The organism is Tatumella citrea (assembly GCF_002163585.1).
Classification (GTDB): Bacteria; Pseudomonadota; Gammaproteobacteria; order Enterobacterales; family Enterobacteriaceae; genus Tatumella; species Tatumella citrea.
Window position 1 is genome coordinate 3,211,831 of the sequence record NZ_CP015579.1, and the last position, 18,677, is coordinate 3,230,507.

General features: G+C 48.7%; 20 protein-coding genes and 1 tRNA gene. 10 read left to right on the forward strand and 11 right to left on the reverse strand.

Annotation, left to right across the window (positions count from 1 at the left end; translation table 11 throughout):
- Positions 1 to 82: 82 nt before the first annotated feature.
- Genes A7K98_RS15360 through A7K98_RS15370 form a run of 3 tightly spaced genes read left to right on the forward strand, consistent with a single transcriptional unit; the run spans position 83 to position 2,356 of the window.
- The gene (locus A7K98_RS15360; RefSeq protein WP_087489349.1) at positions 83 to 661 is read left to right on the forward strand and encodes a YfiR family protein; all 579 of its coding nucleotides are present in this window, start codon (positions 83 to 85) and stop codon (positions 659 to 661) included.
- 4 nt (positions 662 to 665) lie between these two features.
- Complete coding sequence (locus A7K98_RS15365) at positions 666 to 1,883, forward strand: diguanylate cyclase domain-containing protein (protein ID WP_087489350.1); 1,218 nt, start codon at positions 666 to 668, stop codon at positions 1,881 to 1,883.
- The gene (locus A7K98_RS15370) at positions 1,880 to 2,356 is read left to right on the forward strand and encodes an OmpA family protein (protein ID WP_087489351.1); all 477 of its coding nucleotides are present in this window, start codon (positions 1,880 to 1,882) and stop codon (positions 2,354 to 2,356) included. Before A7K98_RS15365 ends, A7K98_RS15370 begins: the two co-directional genes overlap by 4 nt.
- A gap of 95 nt (positions 2,357 to 2,451) precedes the next feature.
- Here A7K98_RS15370 and A7K98_RS15375 read toward each other — a convergent pair whose 3' ends face one another.
- A complete protein-coding gene (locus A7K98_RS15375) occupies positions 2,452 to 3,180 on the reverse strand; it encodes an SDR family NAD(P)-dependent oxidoreductase (RefSeq protein WP_087489352.1) in 729 nt (242 codons plus the stop codon).
- A gap of 97 nt (positions 3,181 to 3,277) precedes the next feature.
- Here A7K98_RS15375 and A7K98_RS15380 point away from each other — a divergent pair, with 97 nt between their 5' ends.
- On the forward strand, positions 3,278 to 3,667 hold the full coding sequence (locus A7K98_RS15380; protein WP_087489353.1) for a winged helix-turn-helix transcriptional regulator: 390 nt from the start codon (positions 3,278 to 3,280) through the stop codon (positions 3,665 to 3,667).
- Between the two features lie 23 nt (positions 3,668 to 3,690).
- Here A7K98_RS15380 and A7K98_RS15385 read toward each other — a convergent pair whose 3' ends face one another.
- The gene (locus A7K98_RS15385) at positions 3,691 to 4,512 is read right to left on the reverse strand and encodes a helix-turn-helix transcriptional regulator (protein WP_087489354.1); all 822 of its coding nucleotides are present in this window, start codon (positions 4,510 to 4,512) and stop codon (positions 3,691 to 3,693) included.
- 102 nt (positions 4,513 to 4,614) lie between these two features.
- On the opposite strand from A7K98_RS15385, the gene A7K98_RS15390 reads away from it, so the two are divergent.
- On the forward strand, positions 4,615 to 5,526 hold the full coding sequence (locus tag A7K98_RS15390; RefSeq protein ID WP_087489355.1) for an SDR family oxidoreductase: 912 nt from the start codon (positions 4,615 to 4,617) through the stop codon (positions 5,524 to 5,526).
- A gap of 129 nt (positions 5,527 to 5,655) precedes the next feature.
- Here the strand turns inward: A7K98_RS15390 and A7K98_RS15395 are convergent, their stop codons facing one another.
- The 4 genes from A7K98_RS15395 to cadR all read right to left on the reverse strand — a co-directional run bounded on the left by A7K98_RS15395 (position 5,656) and on the right by cadR (position 8,811).
- Positions 5,656 to 6,222 (reverse strand): RBBP9/YdeN family alpha/beta hydrolase, encoded by a 567-nt coding sequence (locus tag A7K98_RS15395; protein WP_157665982.1) that lies wholly within the window; start codon positions 6,220 to 6,222, stop codon positions 5,656 to 5,658.
- 319 nt (positions 6,223 to 6,541) lie between these two features.
- The gene (locus A7K98_RS15400; RefSeq protein WP_087489357.1) at positions 6,542 to 7,324 is read right to left on the reverse strand and encodes a molybdate ABC transporter permease subunit; all 783 of its coding nucleotides are present in this window, start codon (positions 7,322 to 7,324) and stop codon (positions 6,542 to 6,544) included.
- A 5-nt stretch (positions 7,325 to 7,329) separates the two neighbouring features.
- Positions 7,330 to 8,244 (reverse strand): extracellular solute-binding protein, encoded by a 915-nt coding sequence (locus A7K98_RS15405; RefSeq protein ID WP_087489358.1) that lies wholly within the window; start codon positions 8,242 to 8,244, stop codon positions 7,330 to 7,332.
- A 123-nt stretch (positions 8,245 to 8,367) separates the two neighbouring features.
- A complete protein-coding gene (gene cadR, locus A7K98_RS15410) occupies positions 8,368 to 8,811 on the reverse strand; it encodes a Cd(II)/Pb(II)-responsive transcriptional regulator (protein ID WP_087489359.1) in 444 nt (147 codons plus the stop codon).
- A gap of 81 nt (positions 8,812 to 8,892) precedes the next feature.
- Between cadR and A7K98_RS15415 the strand changes: the two genes are divergently transcribed.
- Positions 8,893 to 11,193, forward strand: coding sequence for a heavy metal translocating P-type ATPase (locus A7K98_RS15415; protein WP_087489360.1), 2,301 nt, complete (start codon positions 8,893 to 8,895; stop codon positions 11,191 to 11,193).
- 265 nt (positions 11,194 to 11,458) lie between these two features.
- Entirely contained in the window at positions 11,459 to 11,926 is a 468-nt protein-coding gene (locus A7K98_RS15420; protein ID WP_087489361.1) for a hypothetical protein, read from the forward strand.
- Between the two features lie 87 nt (positions 11,927 to 12,013).
- On the opposite strand, the gene A7K98_RS15425 is transcribed toward A7K98_RS15420, so the two are convergent.
- Positions 12,014 to 12,090 (reverse strand) — tRNA-Asp (locus A7K98_RS15425).
- A 126-nt stretch (positions 12,091 to 12,216) separates the two neighbouring features.
- Positions 12,217 to 12,948, reverse strand: a complete 732-nt coding sequence (gene dnaQ, locus A7K98_RS15430) for a DNA polymerase III subunit epsilon (RefSeq protein ID WP_087489362.1) — start codon at positions 12,946 to 12,948, stop codon at positions 12,217 to 12,219.
- Between dnaQ and rnhA the strand changes: the two genes are divergently transcribed.
- Positions 12,902 to 13,468, forward strand: a complete 567-nt coding sequence (gene rnhA / locus A7K98_RS15435) for a ribonuclease HI (RefSeq protein WP_169715418.1) — start codon at positions 12,902 to 12,904, stop codon at positions 13,466 to 13,468. The two genes, dnaQ and rnhA, sit on opposite strands and share 47 nt — an antisense overlap.
- Here the strand turns inward: rnhA and A7K98_RS15440 are convergent.
- On the reverse strand, positions 13,450 to 14,187 hold the full coding sequence (locus A7K98_RS15440; protein WP_087489364.1) for a methyltransferase domain-containing protein: 738 nt from the start codon (positions 14,185 to 14,187) through the stop codon (positions 13,450 to 13,452). The genes rnhA and A7K98_RS15440 overlap by 19 nt on opposite strands.
- Before the next feature lie 57 nt (positions 14,188 to 14,244).
- Between A7K98_RS15440 and gloB the strand changes: the two genes are divergently transcribed.
- Positions 14,245 to 15,000, forward strand: a complete 756-nt coding sequence (gene gloB, locus A7K98_RS15445; protein WP_087490540.1) for a hydroxyacylglutathione hydrolase — start codon at positions 14,245 to 14,247, stop codon at positions 14,998 to 15,000.
- A gap of 76 nt (positions 15,001 to 15,076) precedes the next feature.
- On the forward strand, positions 15,077 to 16,456 hold the full coding sequence (mltD, locus tag A7K98_RS15450) for a murein transglycosylase D (RefSeq protein ID WP_087489365.1): 1,380 nt from the start codon (positions 15,077 to 15,079) through the stop codon (positions 16,454 to 16,456).
- Positions 16,457 to 16,525: 69 nt separating this feature from the next.
- Here the strand turns inward: mltD and A7K98_RS15455 are convergent, their stop codons facing one another.
- On the reverse strand, positions 16,526 to 17,311 hold the full coding sequence (locus tag A7K98_RS15455; RefSeq protein ID WP_087489366.1) for an endonuclease/exonuclease/phosphatase family protein: 786 nt from the start codon (positions 17,309 to 17,311) through the stop codon (positions 16,526 to 16,528).
- A gap of 157 nt (positions 17,312 to 17,468) precedes the next feature.
- Entirely contained in the window at positions 17,469 to 18,647 is a 1,179-nt protein-coding gene (locus A7K98_RS15460) for an MFS transporter (protein WP_087489367.1), read from the reverse strand.
- Between the last annotated feature and the right edge of the window lie 30 nt (positions 18,648 to 18,677).

An 18,677-nucleotide genomic window follows, 5' to 3' on the forward strand; every position in this document is an offset into this window, starting at 1 on the left:
ATGCGGACCCTATTATGATATTCACTGGCATCAGCCATTTGTTGCAGCATCCGTTCGTTACTGCGGAAAATATTGTATTGTCATGAAATCAGCTATCGGTTTTCTGAGCTGTTATTTCAAACTGCTCTACAAAATAAAACCAGAACTTCGCGTATTTGTACCGCTGGTTTGGCTGTTTCTTTTTCTGCCAACGAGCAGTTTCGCTGCCTTATCAGCCGATAAAACTGATTCTGTCGCTAACCGGATTGTCAGTGGAATAATCAGTTTCACTCACTGGCCAGGTAAAAGTGGTTTGCCAAGGCTTTGTATTTTCACCACAGCCAGGCATCTTTCATACAGTAATGATTACATAAGGTCTCAGCCGGCTAAAGCCTTTGATATTACCTATATTAATGATAAAGCCAGCCTGCCTTCTGCACAATGTGATGCCATCTATTTTGGCAGTGAGACCCCACAGCAACAGTCAGATATTCTGGAAAAGACCAGAGGTCGTCCAACATTATCGATTGCCGAAAATAATCCGGGCTGCACTCTGGGTGCAGTATTCTGTTTACTGGTGAAACAGTCTCCGCCTGCGTTCTCTGTCAATCTGGATTCTCTTTCCAGAAGTGGGGTTAAAGTCAGCCCTGATGTCTTGTTACTTTCACGGAAAGGATACTGATATCATGGATTACAGCAACAGCAGGAAAGATAAAACATCACTGATCTACAGGTTAAGGAAAGTTAGTGCTATCAATGCAACGCTGATTTTACTACTGTGCTGGATGTTTCTTTTTTCGACTTCGCTGTTGTTTATTAAACGATACGAACTCCGGAATCTCGAACTGATATCGACGATTCTTAGTAGCAGCCTGACCGCCAGTGTCGTGTTTGAAGATGCCCATGATGCCGCAAATAAAATAGCCCAGTCCGGAGCCAGGGGGATGTTCAGCTCGGCAGTGCTAAAGACAGAGCACAATACTCTGATTGCTCGCTGGAATAATGATAATGATGATAATAATGAAAGCTGGTTTCGCCACACCCTTCGTTGTTGGGTATTTTCTTCCCCGCTGGAAATTAATATTGTTCACTCAGATAAAGTTATTGGCCATTTAACGATCACCGGCAGTATCAGTGGTGTTGCTGACTTTGTTAAATATTCGGTAATTATTTTGCTGGTTGGAATTGTTATTGTTATATCAGCTTCAGTGATTGTCAGTGAACTGTTACACAGGAGTATCGTTGACTCACTGCGTAATATTACTCAGCTGATCCATAATATCATCGAACATCGTGATTTTTCGCAGCGAATCCCTCCTATAGAAATTAAAGAGTTTAATGTTTTATCCGGTGATATTAATAAGCTATTAAGCGAAATACATTCGTTACAGGCATCTTTGTTAAGTGAAAATCAATTACTGGCAGCAAAAGCATTGAAAGATCCACTGACCGGAATTTTTAACCGCTCAGCCTTTGTGTTACATTTGCAAAAATTGCTCGATTCTGCCGCTGATAAACCGTTTGTACTACTATTTATCGACAGTGACCGGTTCAAAAGTATCAACGATAACTGGGGTCACAGTGCCGGTGATGAGGTACTGAAAACTATCAGTCAGCGCCTAAGCCAGTTCGAATCCGACAACGATATGGTCGCCAGAATCGGCGGCGATGAATTTGCGATGCTGATGACCCGCCTGGCTGATGATTATCAGGTACAACAGCTTATCGCTCATATTTCTTCGGCAATCGCCATACCAATTATTTTGGATAACGGGATTATTATAGCCACCTCAGTGACCATTGGTTATGCATGGTCGCGTACTTTTGATACTGCCAAAGATATTACTGAACGGGCAGATGCCAATATGTACAAAATAAAAAAAACTCATGGAGATCAGAGATGAAAGTAGTAACCGGCCTGGTTTGTGTTTTATTGCTCTGTACCGCAGGTTGTCAGACCCGCGGTGTATTTAGCTCAGCCCAGATAAAAGGAATGCAGGAAGAGGGTTTTACTCAGCAAAATGATGGATGGTCTTTAGGTTTATCTGACCGTATCTTGTTTGGGATTAATGAATCATCGCTGACCGGACAAAGTAAAGCGAGCATTAGCCGTATTGCCGCAAAACTCTCCTCGCTGGGGATTCGTCACCTGAGAATAGATGGCTATACCGATAATTATGGTGAAGTCTCCTATAATCAGCAATTATCACTGAAACGCGCCAATGTCGTCGCTGACCAGTGGTCTGCTGGCGGGCCGGTACCACGTGAAAACATACAGACCCGTGGCCTGGGAATGAAATACCCAGTGGCAAGTAATAGTACCAGCCAGGGCCGTGCTCAGAACCGCAGAGTCGCTATTATTATTGCTGCCCCCTGAATTATCCATACCGCTGCGCCGGGTTCCGGTCTGGCTGAGAATAACAGATAACCTGCCCGTGGAAATACTTTACTCCCCGGGCGGGTGTTGTTTATTCAGGCGGTCATTCCACCGTCCACAAACAACTCTGTTCCGGTAATAAAACTGCTGTCCTCTGAGGCGAAAAACAGGGCTGCTGATGCAATTTCTTCCGGCTTACCGATACGTTTCATCGGTATTTTTTCGATAAACCCTTGCCGGACTTCATCACTGACGCCGTCAAAGATAGGGGTATCTGTCGGACCCGGACTTAAAATATTTACCCGTATTCCCAGCCCTGTGAGCTCTTTGCTCCAGGCAAGGCCGTAGCTGCGAACAGCCGCTTTCGTTGCCGAATAAGTGCCATAACCCGCCGGATTAGCTTTACCGGCAATCGATCCCAGTAAGATGATGCTACCGCCCTGAGCCATTAGCTTTACACCTTCTCTGACCGTGATCACCAGTCCACGAACATTAGTCGCAAATAACCGGTCAAAATGCTCTTCAGACAATAAATTCAGAGGAGCTGGTTCACCTATTCCGGAAGCAGCTACCAGAATATCCACCTGTGCCACTTTTTCTGATATCACAGAAAATAAACGTACAATATCTTCGCTTTTTGTCACATCACACTGAACCCCTTCGGCTGCCGGGCCCAGTAATTTTATCGCCTCATCGAGTTTATCCTGACGTCGGCCAGCAATGAAAACCCGGGCCCCCTGACCAATAAAGCTTTGGGCAATGGCTAATCCTATTCCACTGTTGCCGCCGGTGATTACCGCCGTTTTTCCTGTCAGTTTTAGCATGTTTATCTCCTGAGTTTTGACTCAGCAAAGATACACGGTGTATATTTAGTGTCAATTACGCACCTGGAGTAAACCAGGTATACATCAGGAAACTTCCATGACTCAGAATGTTGAATTAGCCCTGGCAGAAATTAATGCAACGCGGGTGGTACTCGATCAGATTGCCAACAAGTGGTCAATTCTGATCCTGACGGTACTGTGTCCACAACCAGCCCGTTTCAATCAGTTAAAAAAACGACTTGATCCAATTACCCATAAAGCACTGACCGAAGCACTCAGAAGACTGGAGAAAAATGGGCTGGTCAATCGCCGGGTGATAGCCTCTTCTCCTGTGGCAGTAGAATATTCAATAACTGAGCTGGGTCTATCGTTAAAAGATCCGTTTGTGGCATTGGTGCAGTGGGCCAGTCGCTATAATGAAAGCATTGCCTCTGCTCAACAGGAGTATGCAGAAAAAAACGCCGCTGAGTGTAGCAGCATCGTATAGTGCTGGCGGGGCTGACTGAGGGGTTACTCCAGACACTGGCGGATTTTTTGCCAGGTTTCTGCGGTCGCCGGATTAAAAATCATCATGCTGAGTTCCGGCTGCCCATCCACCAGCAATGAGGTAAACTCCAGCTCTATCTCTCCCAACAACGGGTGATACATACGCTTTCGGCCTTCCCCGGAGTGAGCCACATCATTGCTGCGCCAGAATGCCTCAAATTCGGGACTGACTACCGATAATTCTGCCACCAGTTGTTGTACTTCTTCGGTTATTCCGGCCCGGGCGATATCCGCCCGAAATGCGCTGACCATAAAATGGGCCAGACTCTGCCAGTCAGCCTGAATTTCACGCATCTGCGGATCAGTGAAAATTCTCCGTAACACATTGCGCTGCTCTGGTGGCAACACACTGTAATCCGTCATAACTTTCGTCGCCGCACGGTTCCAGGCCACGACTTCCCAGCTACGGGTTCTGACTATCGCCGGGCTGTAGATCAGTGCATCAAGTACCCCCTGAAGGCGAGGGGTCACTTTCTCCGGTCCGGCAGACAGTGCTGAGGGTGGATGGCCGAACGCCAGTAAAAACAGATGTTCCCGCTCGGCTTCACTCATCATCAGACCGCCGGCAATCCGCTCCAGGACTTCTCTGGACGGAGAGCCTCCCCGCCCCTGTTCCAGCCAGGTATACCAGGTAGGGCTGATATTTGCCAGCGAGGCAACCTCTTCACGACGCAGCCCCGGAGTGCGCCGGCGACCGGCAGCAAAGCCAAAATGATCAGGATCGAGCCGTAACCGACGACTGCGTAAAAATTCACCTAAAGCGTTGTCCGCGTGATCAGTTGTCATAGTGTTCCTGTTAGTTTTTATACCCTGATAATCTCACTACTTTTATCCTGTGACGACGCGGATACACTGAGTTTCAGAACATGTGACCCGGAGAAACAGACTATGCGAGTATTCTTAACTGGTGCAACCGGTTTTATTGGCTCCCGGATTATTGGTGAACTCACCGAAGCGGGACATCAGGTTATCGGGCTGGCCAGAACAGAGGCAGCGGAACAGTACCTACACCAACGTGGCGCTCTGGCGCACAAGGGAAGTTTAGAACATCCTGAGACACTTACCGCAGGGGCTTCTCTGGCTGATGCCGTGATTCATTGTGCCTTTGATCATAACTTCGAAAAATTTGCAGAGAACTGTGAAAAAGAACGTGAAGCCATCAAAGCGTTGGGTGCTGGCTTACAAGGCACCGACCGGCCACTGATCATTACTTCGGGCACCGGAACCGGCGATGCCGGAGACGGGCTTCCTGCCCGGGAATCGGTGTTTAACTCTGACCATCCTAACCCACGTATCGTGTCAGAACTGGAAGGTACCAAATTACTGGCCCGGGGAGTTGATGTGCGTGTGGTTCGTTTACCGCAGGTCCACGATACCACCAGGCAAGGCCTGCTTTCTCCGTATGCCGCCATCTGTATTCAACAGGGCAAAGTTGCCTGTGCGAATAATGGCAGCAACCGCTGGCCGGCAGTTCATGTCAGTGATGCCGCCCGCCTGTATGCACTGGTTCTGAAGAGCGGACAAAAAGGGCAACGTTATAACGCGGTAGCGGAAGAAGGAGTGACCAGTGATTTGATTACTCAGGCACTGAGTCAGGGGCTGAATTTACCCCGGGTATTTATCAGTGGTGATGAACTACAGGCATTCTTTGGCTGGATGAGCATGTTTGCAGATAAGGATATGCCGGCTTCAGGGACATGGACTCAACAGCAATTAGACTGGAAACCGCGTGGCCCTGGCCTGATCGAAGACTTATCGAATATGGATTATCGCCTGTTCAAAGGCGAAACCGTTTCCTGACATTACGGTCAGACACCGGTATTGCGGTTGGATCCCCTTTTATCAGATACAGAAACCGGCAGCTTATTGTTAAGGCTGCCGGCAACCCGATGATGAATTACAGCTGCAATAACGCCGCAGCCTTGGTGGCTATTTCTGCCAGAACGGGCTGAATAACGAGGTAATTAACGGAAGCTCGGTTACCCCGTCGCGGGCCAGGAAATGGCCCTGATCAGGTAAAGCATAAAAAGGTGCTGAAAGTTGCTGGCTTAACCGTAAAGAATATTCCGGCGGGACTATCTCATCATTCAGTGAACCGATAACCACCCGCTGTGAGATCCTTGCAATTACTGAGCCCGCATTCACAGGTTCCCGGGTAAAACTGTCTAACATTTCCAGTCCGGGTATGGGTTCACTGAATCCGGATACCAATAACAGCCCACCAGCAACGGCTTCCGGAAAACGCTGCGTCAGATAATTGAGCAAGGTAATACATCCGAGGCTGTGTCCCACCAGCCAGCAATTTTCATCGGGTTCACCGATGCTTTCTGTCAGGGCATCCAGCCAGGCTTCAGGCTGAGGAGCCTGAGAATCGGGAAGCTTTGGAACGGTGACATTCAGACCTGATTGTTCGGCCTGTTGTTGCAGCCATGGGAACCAGTGATGTTCCGGTGCTGCCATAAACCCATGGACAATAACCAGTCTTTTTGCTGCCATCTCTTTGTTCTCCATTGCACACTGATGAACTCCGTCCGACCGGAAGGATACCGGCAACAGTTTGTATCTGCGGAGGTATTTGCACAACTATCAAATAGTGCAAAGCAAGTCAGTTGCATGAAACAAGTGAGAACGGGCAGGATTTATGTTCGCCGGGAAAGACATTTCTGAAAGGATTGTGAAACTGTCCGGAAGCTAAGCCCGATAGATTATGCCCCACTACTCCTAAAATTTCAGGATACAGGCTTTCGGGGTTATGTTGCAGAACACACTCAAAGGGCCGCCGGCTGACAATCTGAGGCCAGCTTCTGCAGATGCGTCACTTTAACAGAGCGGCTCGTTCACGCTTCCTCGCATGCATAAAACAGAACAAAGGTACCGGCAGGGTCACCAGTAACAGTATCCAGACCAGAGTGTAAACGGCATCCACACCGTCGTTTTGCAGATTGGTATATAACTTGACCGGCATACCTTGCGGGAAATAGGCAAAAATCATCACAATGCCAAACTCACCTACTGCACGTACCCATGCCAGAGCGACCGCCGATGCCAGCCCCGAAGCAGATAAGGGCAGAACCAGGTAACGAAACCTCTGTAATGGTCTGGCCCCCAGAGTTTGTCCTGCTTCCAGCAAACTGCGGGGAACTGCAGCAAATGCTGAACGGGCAGTCACAATAAAATAGGGTAAACCACCATAGATTTGCGCCAGAATAAATGCCCCCGGATTGTTAACCAGTGTCAGGCCAACTGAGGATAACCACTGCCCCGGCAGACTGTAAGGTCCCAGCGCCGAGATAAGCAGTATCCCCATCGCCAGTGGTGGTGTCATTAAAGGTAACAGTACCAGCAACTCTACCAGCCGCCGCAGGCTACCTTCCCGTGCTGAACTTGCCAGCCACCAGGCGACCGGTAAACCAGTTAACACAATCAGCAGCAGTGATACCAGCCCATAGCCGACTGACACCAGTACCGAGCCACCGTCTCCGTATGACAGGCTAAAATTATCCCACGGAGTAATTCCCAGTAAGGTGGCAAACGGCAATGCCAGCAACAAAAGTGCAGGCATGGCCAGTAAAGCTAACAGGGGCAGTCGCGGAGGCATGCTAATCAGTATAACGCCTTACCTTTAGGTTCAGCATAACCACTTTCGTGGAATAACTTCTGTCCCTGCGATGAGCGCATAAAGTCGACGAATTTCTCGCCCTGAGCGACACCGTTTGGCGCATTTTTCAACACAGCTGCATAATAAACCAGTGGTTGGGTATGCAGTACTTTATCCTGGCCTTTGCTGTCTTTAATGGTAAAGCTGACTGTGTCGTACCACTGCTTTTCCATGTCCGGATTGCTGAGGTTTATTTCATCAGGGAATTTCAGGTAAGGCAGTTTTGCAGAGATTACCTCACTTTCGTAGCCTGCAGCTGCATCCACCTGTCCGCCTTCCAGCCGCGTCAGCAACCCACCTTCCAGGTTAACCTGGCGCGGGTTTTGTACCCCACCCAGAATCTTATTGGCGATACCAGGTTGTTTATAATATTTCTCTGCCAGCAGCAGTGTGAATACTATGTTCTGCCCTTTAGGATCGAGGTAAGGATCGGTGCGGCCAAATTGCAGTCCTGGCGTCGCCAGTACTTTCAGCCAGCTGCCATCATTTCGGCTATTGGCTGCGGCAAATTCGGCGGCATATTTACTTTTGGGGTTGTAGGCAATCACCATGCTGGTACTGGCAACTGGCACTGCATTATCGATTAAACCGGCATCTTTCAGGATCTGCATCGGCCCGGGAGTGATAGAGACAAAAACATCGGCAGTAACTTTATGGCTGGCCAGTAACCGCGCCATTCCGTAAGCACCTTGCCCCTGGCCCTGATAGGTTCCGTGCTGTTGACTGGCAAATGCCGGCCCCAGAGACTGATCCATAACTTTGCCCATCGAACCGGCATAAGTCACACGAATATTATCTGATGCCAGTGCAGGCATACTGACAGACAGAGCAACTAATAGTGAACAAATAACCCTGGACATACTCTTCAGCCCCTTTCGATATGTAAGAAAATATATAGCGATTATCCGGGCTTACTGACAGGAACACAATGTATTTATGCCGGTTTTTTGTGCGGTTTGCAGGGTAGCTCACCCTCCTTCCGCCTAATGGGTACTGCTGATATGTTTACTGGTCAAAATCGGTAAATCAGCCTGGGGGTGTTCCAGCTCTTTGAGGATACCGCAATCACGGGTTGGCAGGCTGTCATGGCAAGAGTCGCGTAAATCCGAGAGTTGTTTTTCCAGTGCCAGTAGTTCGCTAATCCTGGATTGAACATGGCTAAGATGCTCATCGATTAGTTGATTTATCACCGTACAATCGGCCTCCGGTTGACTACGGGCCTGTAATAACTGTTTGATTTCATCCTGTGCCATATCCAGGGCACGGCAGCGACGAATAAACATCAGAGTATCCAGATGCTGCTGATCGTAATAACGGTAATTATTATTCTGATCACGCAGAGCCTCCTGCAACAGCCCCTCTTTCTCGTAGTAGCGGATAGTACCGACACTACATAACGATAAACGCGCCAGTTCGCCTATTTTCATTTTCTCTCCTTTGCGCCTTGACCCTACAGCGACTACAGGGTTTTTACTATAAACACCAGGGTACACCTACCGGGAGAAATAATGAACATCTATAAAAAAAATAACCTCGTACTTCAGCCTGATGGATCACCTCAATCCGTAGGGAAAATTAAAGCAGTAACCGCGATAACATTGCCTTCCGCCGCTGATGAGCAAGATTCCTGTGGTTGTTGCAATGACACACAACCGCAATTTACCGGTATTCCTGCAGGTAAAAGCACCCGTGACGGCAGCGTAACGGCAATCCGTATTATGCAAATGGATTGTCCGGTTGAAGAAAACCTGATCACTAAAAAGCTCTCCGGAATGCCGGGGGTTGTCAGTCTGCAGTTCGATTTAATTCAGAGAATACTGACCGTGACTCATCACCAGGAAAAACTGGACGAAATTATGCAGGCCATTCGTTCTCTGGGATTCGAGCCAGAACTGCCCTCTTCCTCCACAGAAAGCTCTCCGGTCATTCAGCCGCGTTTAAACTATCTGCCGTTGATAATAGCCGGAGTGTTGGCATTTGCCGCCGAACTTCTGCACTGGTGGCAGTTACCGCCGCTATTTCAGGCGCTATGTGCTCTGGCAGCAGTACTGCTGGCGGGGCTGAAGACTTACAAAAAAGGCTGGATTGCGGTTAAAAATTTCAATCTGAACATTAATGCACTGATGAGTGTTGCGGTGACCGGCGCACTACTATTGCAGCAGTGGCCAGAGGCCGCCATGGTTATGGTGTTGTTTAATATTGCCGAATTGATTGAGGCCAGGGCATTAGATCGTGCCAGAAATGCCATTGATACTCTGCTGAAACTGGCGCCCGAATGGATGACAGTTTGTCAGCCTGATGGCAGCTGGCAACAAATGCAGCCCAAAGATGTGCCTGTTTCCGCCATTGTCCGGGTGAAACCAGGTGAAAAAATTGGCCTGGATGGGGTAGTGGTTAACGGAAGTTCGACAGTCAATCAGTCAGCCATCACCGGAGAAAGTCTGCCGGTAGAAAAGAATCTCAATGACAGTGTATTTGCCGGTACGCTGAATCAGTCAGGAAGTTTCGATTATCAGGTGACTTCCAAAGCTCAGGATACCACTCTGGCAAAAATCATCCGATCGGTGGAGTCAGCGCGGGCCAGTAAAGCACCTACCCAACGGTTTGTTGATCAGTTTGCGCGGATTTATACCCCGGTAGTTTTTGTACTGGCTCTGGCGATCGCCCTGCTGCCACCTCTGCTACTGGCACAATCCTGGTCATTATGGATTTACAATGCACTGGTGATGCTGGTAATTGCCTGCCCTTGTGCGCTGGTGATTTCTACCCCTGTCACTCTGGTCAGCAGTCTGACTGCGGCCGCCCGCATGGGGATACTGATTAAAGGCGGCGTTTACCTGGAGCAGGGAAAAAAACTGCAATGGCTGGCGCTGGATAAAACCGGCACTCTGACGCAAGGCAAGCCTGAGGTCACTGACGTTATCACCCCCGGTGATGCAGACAGGGATCAGCAATTAACCATAGCCGCCAGCCTGTCAGGTTATTCTGATCATCCGATGTCTGAGGCCATCACCCGCTTTCATACAACTGGCCAGACGCTGAATATTAACGGATTTACCTCAGTCACCGGACAGGGCATCACAGGCCAGATCGGGGGAGAAGATTACTGGCTGGGAAATCGTCGTTTGCTGGAATCACAGGGTATTACGATGACCGACAGTGAAGACCAGTTTAGGTCACTGGAGAGTCAGGGGAAAACCCTGGTATTACTCGGCAGTAAACGCGGATTACTGGCGATATTTGCACTGGCAGATACCGTTAAACAGACCAGCAAACAGGCCATTGATGAACTGCATCAGTTGGGCGTAAAAACCCTGTTATTGTCCGGTGATAATCGGTTTGCAGTGGAAGAGATTGCCCGCCAGGTAGGAATAGATCAGGCCAGAGCACAGCAATTGCCGGAAAATAAATTACAGGCAATCGAAGAGTTTAGCCGTCAGGGTGTGACCGGGATGGCAGGTGACGGAATTAACGATACCCCGGCACTGGCCAGAGCGGATATCGGTTTTGCTATGGGGATTGCAGGGACGGACACTGCCATCGAAACTGCAGATGTGGCCCTGATGGATGATGATTTACGTAAAATTGCCATGTTTGTCAGACTATCACGCAAAACTGGGCAAATTCTGGTTCAGAACATCACTCTGGCGCTGGTTATCAAGCTGGTATTTCTGATTCTGACTATTGCCGGAAAAGGAACTTTGTGGATGGCAGTTTTTGCTGATGTCGGTGCCAGTCTGTTAGTCGTGGCTAACGGGTTAAGAATACTCCGCTATGATGCCGCGGTAAAAACAGCGCTGCCAGACTAAATTACTCAGCGGCCGGGACCACAGGCTGGTCTCCGGCTCCGCTGGCTGGATTCCGATATCCTGTCAGCTGAAATAACACCTGGTTATCACTGGCCAAACATTGCAGACCAGCTACCGTCGTAGTTAGTATCTGCATACTGCTTTATTTCAGAATTGCGGGCAACCAGCTGTTTCAGATGGATTAAGCTTTTTCCATCAACACCGGCAATACTTAAATATGAAAATGGCCACCATCGAATTTCTTATCTAAAAAGAGGGCGACAGAGTGAAAAAGATTGTTTTTTTTATCATGTTAGCTATTTCACCTTTCGCTTTGGCAAACAAACCTCCGGGTGCTGATAACAGCATCTCTGTTCAGTCAGCCATTCATTCCTGTTTCGGAACGCAAGGGGCTGGAATCTGTCTGCAATCTGTTCTGGATAAACAGAAAAAACAGAATAGTCAGGCATGGACTCAACTGGCTAATGGGTTAAAAGACGCAGAGAATAAAAAAGAGATTCTGGAAAATCTCAGCGCAGGAAAGAAAGCCTGGGAAATGAGTATCCTCCACGACTGTGAGGCCGCAGGCTTGATGAACACCAAAAACAGCCCTGCCTATAATAATGATTTAACCGCATGCCTCGCCAGTCACTATGCCTTCAAAACTGCGTTTTATAACAGTCTGAATGCGCAGGGAGATGACAGCGGTGAGAAAAATCTTCTGGAAGAATACAGAAAAAGCAAAAACAAATAGCGATATCAACAGGCGGTGAACCAGATTCCTGCCGTCAAAAGCAGAAACGAAAAAGGGCCACGTCATTGCTGACATGGCCCTGAATAGTGGCGGAACGGACGGGACTCGAACCCGCGACCCCCTGCGTGACAGGCAGGTATTCTAACCAACTGAACTACCGCTCCGCTTCATTCCCCGTCGGGAACGAGGCGAATATTAATGGCCTTCACTCAACCCGTCAATGGTTTTTCTTCAGCAATCAATGTGTTTGCCGCTTTTTTAGTCTTTCGGCTATTCTCTGTAGTGATGCATTAAACACGCCACAGACAACTGCCTCCTTTTTTCAAAACCAGATCCAGTCGTGATTCATGGGCAGCAATTTCATCATCGTCCGCACGAATCACACGCAATCCCCCACTCGCCTGAACTTCACGATGGGAAATGCCCTGTTCAGAGCTTTGAGAGGCATCGGTGTCAGAGGCAAACGTCAGTGTCGTTTGCCCGCCGGTCATAGCCAGATAAACATCAGCAAGAATTTCGGCATCGAGCAATGCGCCGTGCAGAGTACGCTTGGTATTATCGATATCAAATCGTGAACAAAGTGCATCAAGACTGTTACGCTTACCGGGGAACATCTTACGTGCCATCAACAGGCTATCGGTTATCTGACAGAAAGTTTCTGTTTTTTCCAGTCCGCGATTCAGTTTTCCGAACTCATAGTCCATAAAACCGATATCAAACGAAGCATTATGGATGACCAGTTCAGCCCCACGAATATAATCCATGAACTCATCGGCCACCTGGGAAAACACCGGTTTATCCAGCAAGAACTCATCTGATATCCCGTGAACTCCGAACGCTTCCGGATCCACCAGCCGGTCGGGTTTCAGATACACATGAAAGTTATTCCCGGTCAGACGACGATTGATCACTTCGACCGCACCAATCTCGATGATGCGGTGACCTTCATAATGTACACCGATCATATTCATACCGGTGGTTTCTGTATCGAGAACGATTTGGCGGTTTTTTACTGTGCTCATAGGGGCCGTTTATGTCAGACTTGGATTTTTCACAACAGGAAGTCTACCAGAGATGTGCAAACAGGTAGAAATTTTCACCGACGGTTCTTGTCTGGGCAATCCCGGGCCAGGCGGTTATGGTGCAATTTTACGCTACGGACAACACGAAAAAGAATTTAGTCAGGGGTACCGACTGACCACCAATAACCGGATGGAGCTAATGGCAGCGATTGTCGCGCTGGAAGCTCTGAAAGAAGCCTGTGATGTCACTATCAGCACCGACAGTCAGTATGTCCGCCAGGGCATTACTCAGTGGATATTTAACTGGAAAAAACGTGGCTGGAAAACCGCAGATAAAAAACCGGTTAAAAATGTAGATCTGTGGCAACGGCTGGATCAGGCATTACAGGGACATACCATTGACTGGCAATGGGTCAAAGGCCATGCCGGGCACCCTGAAAATGAACGCTGCGATGAACTGGCGCGTCAGGCTGCCGGAAAAGCTGACCTCGAAGATACTGGCTATTCCGTTTTATCATGATCATTGGCCTCAGATAGCTGTCGCGTAACATTGACAGTTGATCTGATCCTTGGCCTGCTGGCGGATAATTTATTCCGGGTTGGCGTCAATGGCCAGGTTCGTTTTCTGGCCACTAAGATATTAATACAGCCCAGTGCCGGCAGATGGGCGCTGATTAATTTACCGCCCTGTTGCTTCCAGGGCACGACCTGAAAACGGCTGCGGCAGATAATTTCATAATTAAGCAGCCCCAGCCAGTCAACCAGACGCCCCTGACTGAACATCCGGCCATTCCAGGGAGAATGTCGGTGCAGGCCCGGCACGATTTTACCGATACCCAGCAGGCTATAAGGATTAAAGCCACTCAGGATAATCCAGCCGTCATCAATCAGTACCCGGTCAGCTTCCCGTAGCACCTGATGTGGATCCTGGCTCCAACTCAGAGTATGAGCCAGTAAACAGGCATCCACAGATTTACTCAGAAATGGCAACCGACCATATTCCCCGGCCACACCACCAGCGACACACGACGGACTGACGTCTACCTGATGGCTGATAGCACAACTACGGGTATCAATAGCGCTGCTTAACTGACCTATTTTAAGCAAATGTGTGCCGTACAGCTTATTCAGGTAAGGTTGCAGGTGATAATTCAACGCGTCATGGAAATAGTTGCCCCAGGGCATATCTTCCCAGCGCTCAGGGGCTGTCAGAATTTGGCGTGTTTTCGCAGGCTTCATGTTTTACCATCATTAAAACATTCAGAATTATGAGAGGCGAGTATGAGTCTTCCCCGTTTGAATCTTACCAGTATCCCCGCGCTTCGCGATAACTACATCTGGGTACTCAGCAATACCCGGGGACAGTGTATTATCGTTGACCCGGGAGAAGCTCAGCCAGTGACAGATACTATAGCAGCAAATCAGTGGCAACCTGTCGCTATCTTGCTGACTCATCACCACAGCGATCACGTAGATGGAGTTGCTGAGCTGGTCAGAAAATGGCCGGAACTGGTGGTCTATGGCCCACAGGAAACCCAAAATAAGGGAGCCAGACAACTGGTCCACGGTGGGAGTACCATCACAATTCTTGAACATGAGTTCAGTGTAACTGCTACCCCCGGGCACACTTCAGGACACGTATCTTACTACAGTGAACCTTATCTTTTCTGTGGTGATACTATGTTTTCTGGTGGCTGCGGAAGGCTTTTTGAAGGCACTCCTGAGCAAATGTATGACTCATTTCAAAAACTTAACAACCTACCCGCAGACACACTCATATGCTGCGCACATGAATATACTTTATCAAATATGGCCTTTGCCGCCGCAGTATGGCCGGAAAATCAGACAATTCTCGCTTATCACCATAAAATTAAGCAGTTACGCGATAATCATCGCATTACACTGCCTTCAACCCTGGCAACCGAACGGGAAATTAACGTTTTCCTTAACACCCACAACACTGATTTACAAAGAAATATACTGCCTGATGTAAATTTACCGGCAGCATCGCAAGTTTTTGCTGCCCTGCGCCGTAAGAAAGACAACTATTAACATTTTTCATTGTGTTGTGCCGTTGCGTCACGTATGATTGCTCGTCTTTTAATCTACTATCAACGATGACACATACATGAAGGCTAAAGCGATATTATTCGCCTCGGTCTTGCTGGTGGCATGTCAGGCGTCAGGGAAAGATGCTGATGTACCGGTCCAGCATGCACAGAGTCTGTCTTCGGCTGGTCAGGGAGAAAATGGGAAATACGGGGAGCGAATGTTGTCGCCGCGATGGCAGGATGATGGAACTAATATCGCACAAGACAGCAATCTCTGGGTTACCATTAGTGACGAGTTGAAGATGGGGATTCCGGATAACAGCCGGATCCGTGAACAAAAAAATAAGTATCTGAGAAATAAGAGCTATCTCCACGATGTAACATTACGGGCAGAACCGTACATGTACTGGATAGTCGGGCAAATACAGCAACGTAAAATGCCGATGGAACTGGTACTGCTACCCATAGTGGAGAGCGCTTTTGATCCGCATGCAACCTCAGCCGCTAATGCCGCAGGCATCTGGCAGATTGTGGCTAGCACGGGTCGGAATTATGGACTGAAACAAAACCAGTGGTATGACGGTCGCAGAGATGTTGTTGCATCAACGCGGGTTGCTCTGGATATGCTGCAACGCCTGAATAAGATGTTTGACGGTGATTGGTTACTGACAATTGCTGCTTATAACAGTGGTGAGGGTACAGTGCTAAAAGCCATCAAAGAAAATAAGGCGCGTGGAAAACCAACCGACTTCTGGCACTTATCACTGCCAAAAGAAACGACGGTTTACATCCCGAAAATGCTGGCATTGAGTGAGATACTGAAGAACAACAGACGTTATGGTGTCCGTTTGCCGGCACCGAACGACAGCCGTGCTCTGGCACGGGTTGACGTTGGGCAGCAGATTAAGCTGACCCAGGCGGCTGAAATGGCAGGCATTTCGGTTTCACGACTGAAGAGTTTTAATGCCGGGTATAAAAAAGGGACCACTGCTCCCCACGGACCACAGTACATTATGGTACCGAAGTCCCATGTTGAGCAGTTGAAAATGTCTCTGGCTTCAACAGATATCCAGGCGATTCAGCCTGAACTGATGGCCAGTAATGACAATATACCGCAGCCACGCAGTTACAGAGTTCGTCGCGGAGATACACTTTCTGCAGTAGCCGCTAAAACAGGTATCAGTGTTCGTTCCCTGAAATCACTGAATAATCTGAGAACGGCAGCGCTAAAACCTGGACAGACACTGAAGCTTGGTTCTGGTAATACCAGAGTGAGCCAGCTGGCAGATAATGGAAACAGTATCACCTACAATGTTCGCAAGGGTGATTCTCTTTCCAGCATCGCTGTACGGCACGGCGTAAACATCAAAGATGTTTTACGCTGGAATGCACTGTTGTCGGATGAGCGTTCATTACGACCTGGCGATAAACTGACGTTGTTTGTGAATAACAGTTAGTTTTGCTGCCAAAAAAGGGCTGACAATTGTCAGCCCTTTTTTTATTGATAAGCAAGCCTTTGACACTGATCAGAAAGCAAATTCAGCCTGCAAAGGATTATGATCAGAAGCTGATGTTTCTAGAACAGCAGCATGCTTCACATCCATATTTCGGTAGAAAATAAAATCCAGTGGCCGGCCAAAGGCTGTACGACGCAAATCATGGGCAAACATAACCTCACGTAGCCCCAACTGGCGCATAAACTCATAGAGCACGTGGATACGTTGCCGACTCCATGCATTAAAATCTCCGGCCATCAATACCGGGCCATTATGATGCTCTATCTGATCGCCAATCACTGCCAGTTGTTTGCGATAAACATCAATCCCCAGACTAAAATTAACCGCATGAATGTTAACCACCATCAGCATCTTTCCGCCAGCTAACGGATAAGCAGTAACTAATGCGGATTTTGCCAGGCGCAGTAAGGGTTCACGTTCGCGTAACGGACAACAATACACGGCATGAGCAGACGCAAGAGTCATCACACCTGAAGGATGTTGAGGCAGTACCAGTGCCGGGACCTGATCGGCAGCCAGATAGTGAGTGGTGGCGAACTGAATCAGTTCCGGTGTAGTTTGCGCTTCCTGCAACAGCACCAGGTGTGAATTTTTACCGAAATTCTGCAGGACCGATTGCCACTCTGCACGCTGCTGTTTGAAAATATTCCACACCAATACCTTTAACCGCGCTTCGGTGGTCAGTGGTGTACCGGCAGGCAATGCCTTCCCGACATGTAACAGAGCTGCCGGAGGAAAAGTTCGTTCCACAGGCTGTCCTGCGACATATCTCATGGCATAAGTCTTTTTCTGCACGTTAGCGCCTGCTCTTATCAAAACCCGTTTTTTTTCCCATAACTCAGTTATAGGGATTTTATGCCCGGGTTTCAATCAGCAACCGTCAATTCCAGTGTGCCGCCACACTTTAAATCCATAAAGGCTGGTCATGGCCAGCCTTTTGCCCTGCCAGCCCCTAACTGCTGATCGCTGTCTGGTGCCGTTTATCTGCCCGCCCTCCGGCAATCACCATCACCAGAGCTACCAGTACAATGACTGCACCAACCCACGGAGTTTCTGACAGTCCGTAATGCGTGACAATCTGACCACCAACCAGAGATCCCAGAGCAATTCCAATATTAAAAGCGGCAATATTCAGTCCTGAAGCCACATCCACCGCCCCGGGGGTAATTTCTTCCGCTTTTTGCACCACATAGACCTGCAAGCCAGGTACATTAGCAAAAGCAAAAATCCCCATCAGTAATACCGTAATCAGTGCCGGATACTGTAGTGAAGCTGTCACCTGGAATACCAGCAATAGCACGACAAGGCCGGTAAAAATAATAGTCAGTGCCGGGACCGGGCCATTTTTATCCGCCAACCGGCCTCCCCACAGGTTGCCAATTGCCACTGAAATACCGTAGCCGAGCAGAATCAAACTGACCGCTGATGGTGAAAACCCTGCCAGTTCCTGCATCATTGGCGCAAGAAAAGTAAATGCAGTAAACACCCCGCCATATCCTAACGCGGTAATGGCATAAATCAGTAACAAGCGTGGATGGGTCAGAACACTGAGTTGCTGCTTTACACTAACCGCTGCACGCTGAGGGATATCAGACGGAACCAGCAGCAGACTGGCCAGCAAAGCAATCAGGCCGATAAAAGAAACCGCCAGGAAAGTTTCACGCCAGCCAAAATGCTGGCCGATAAATGTTCCCAGTGGCACACCGGTGACCAAAGCGACTGTCAGCCCCCCGAACATCAGGGCTATTGCTGAAGCCGCTTTCTCTTTCGGGACCAGACTGGTTGCAATGGTGCTGCCTACTGAGAAGAAAACACCGTGTGCAAGCCCCGTCAATAAGCGGGCAATCACCAGAGTTTCATAATCCGGCGCCAGCCATGCCACCAGGTTACCTACAGTGAATAATCCCATCAGGCCAACGAGCAGCAGTTTACGTGGCATTTTTCCCGTCAGTGCTGTCAGTAACGGAGCTCCGACAGCGACCCCGACAGCATAGATAGATACCAGCAATCCTGCGAGTGGTATTCCAATCGACAGTTGATCAGCAATGGCGGGAATCAGACCGACAATTACAAACTCGGTTGTCCCTATGGCAAATGCACTGATAGTCAGTGCGAGTAGTGCTAAAGGCATTTTTATCTCCGGAACTTCTGTTATTAAGAT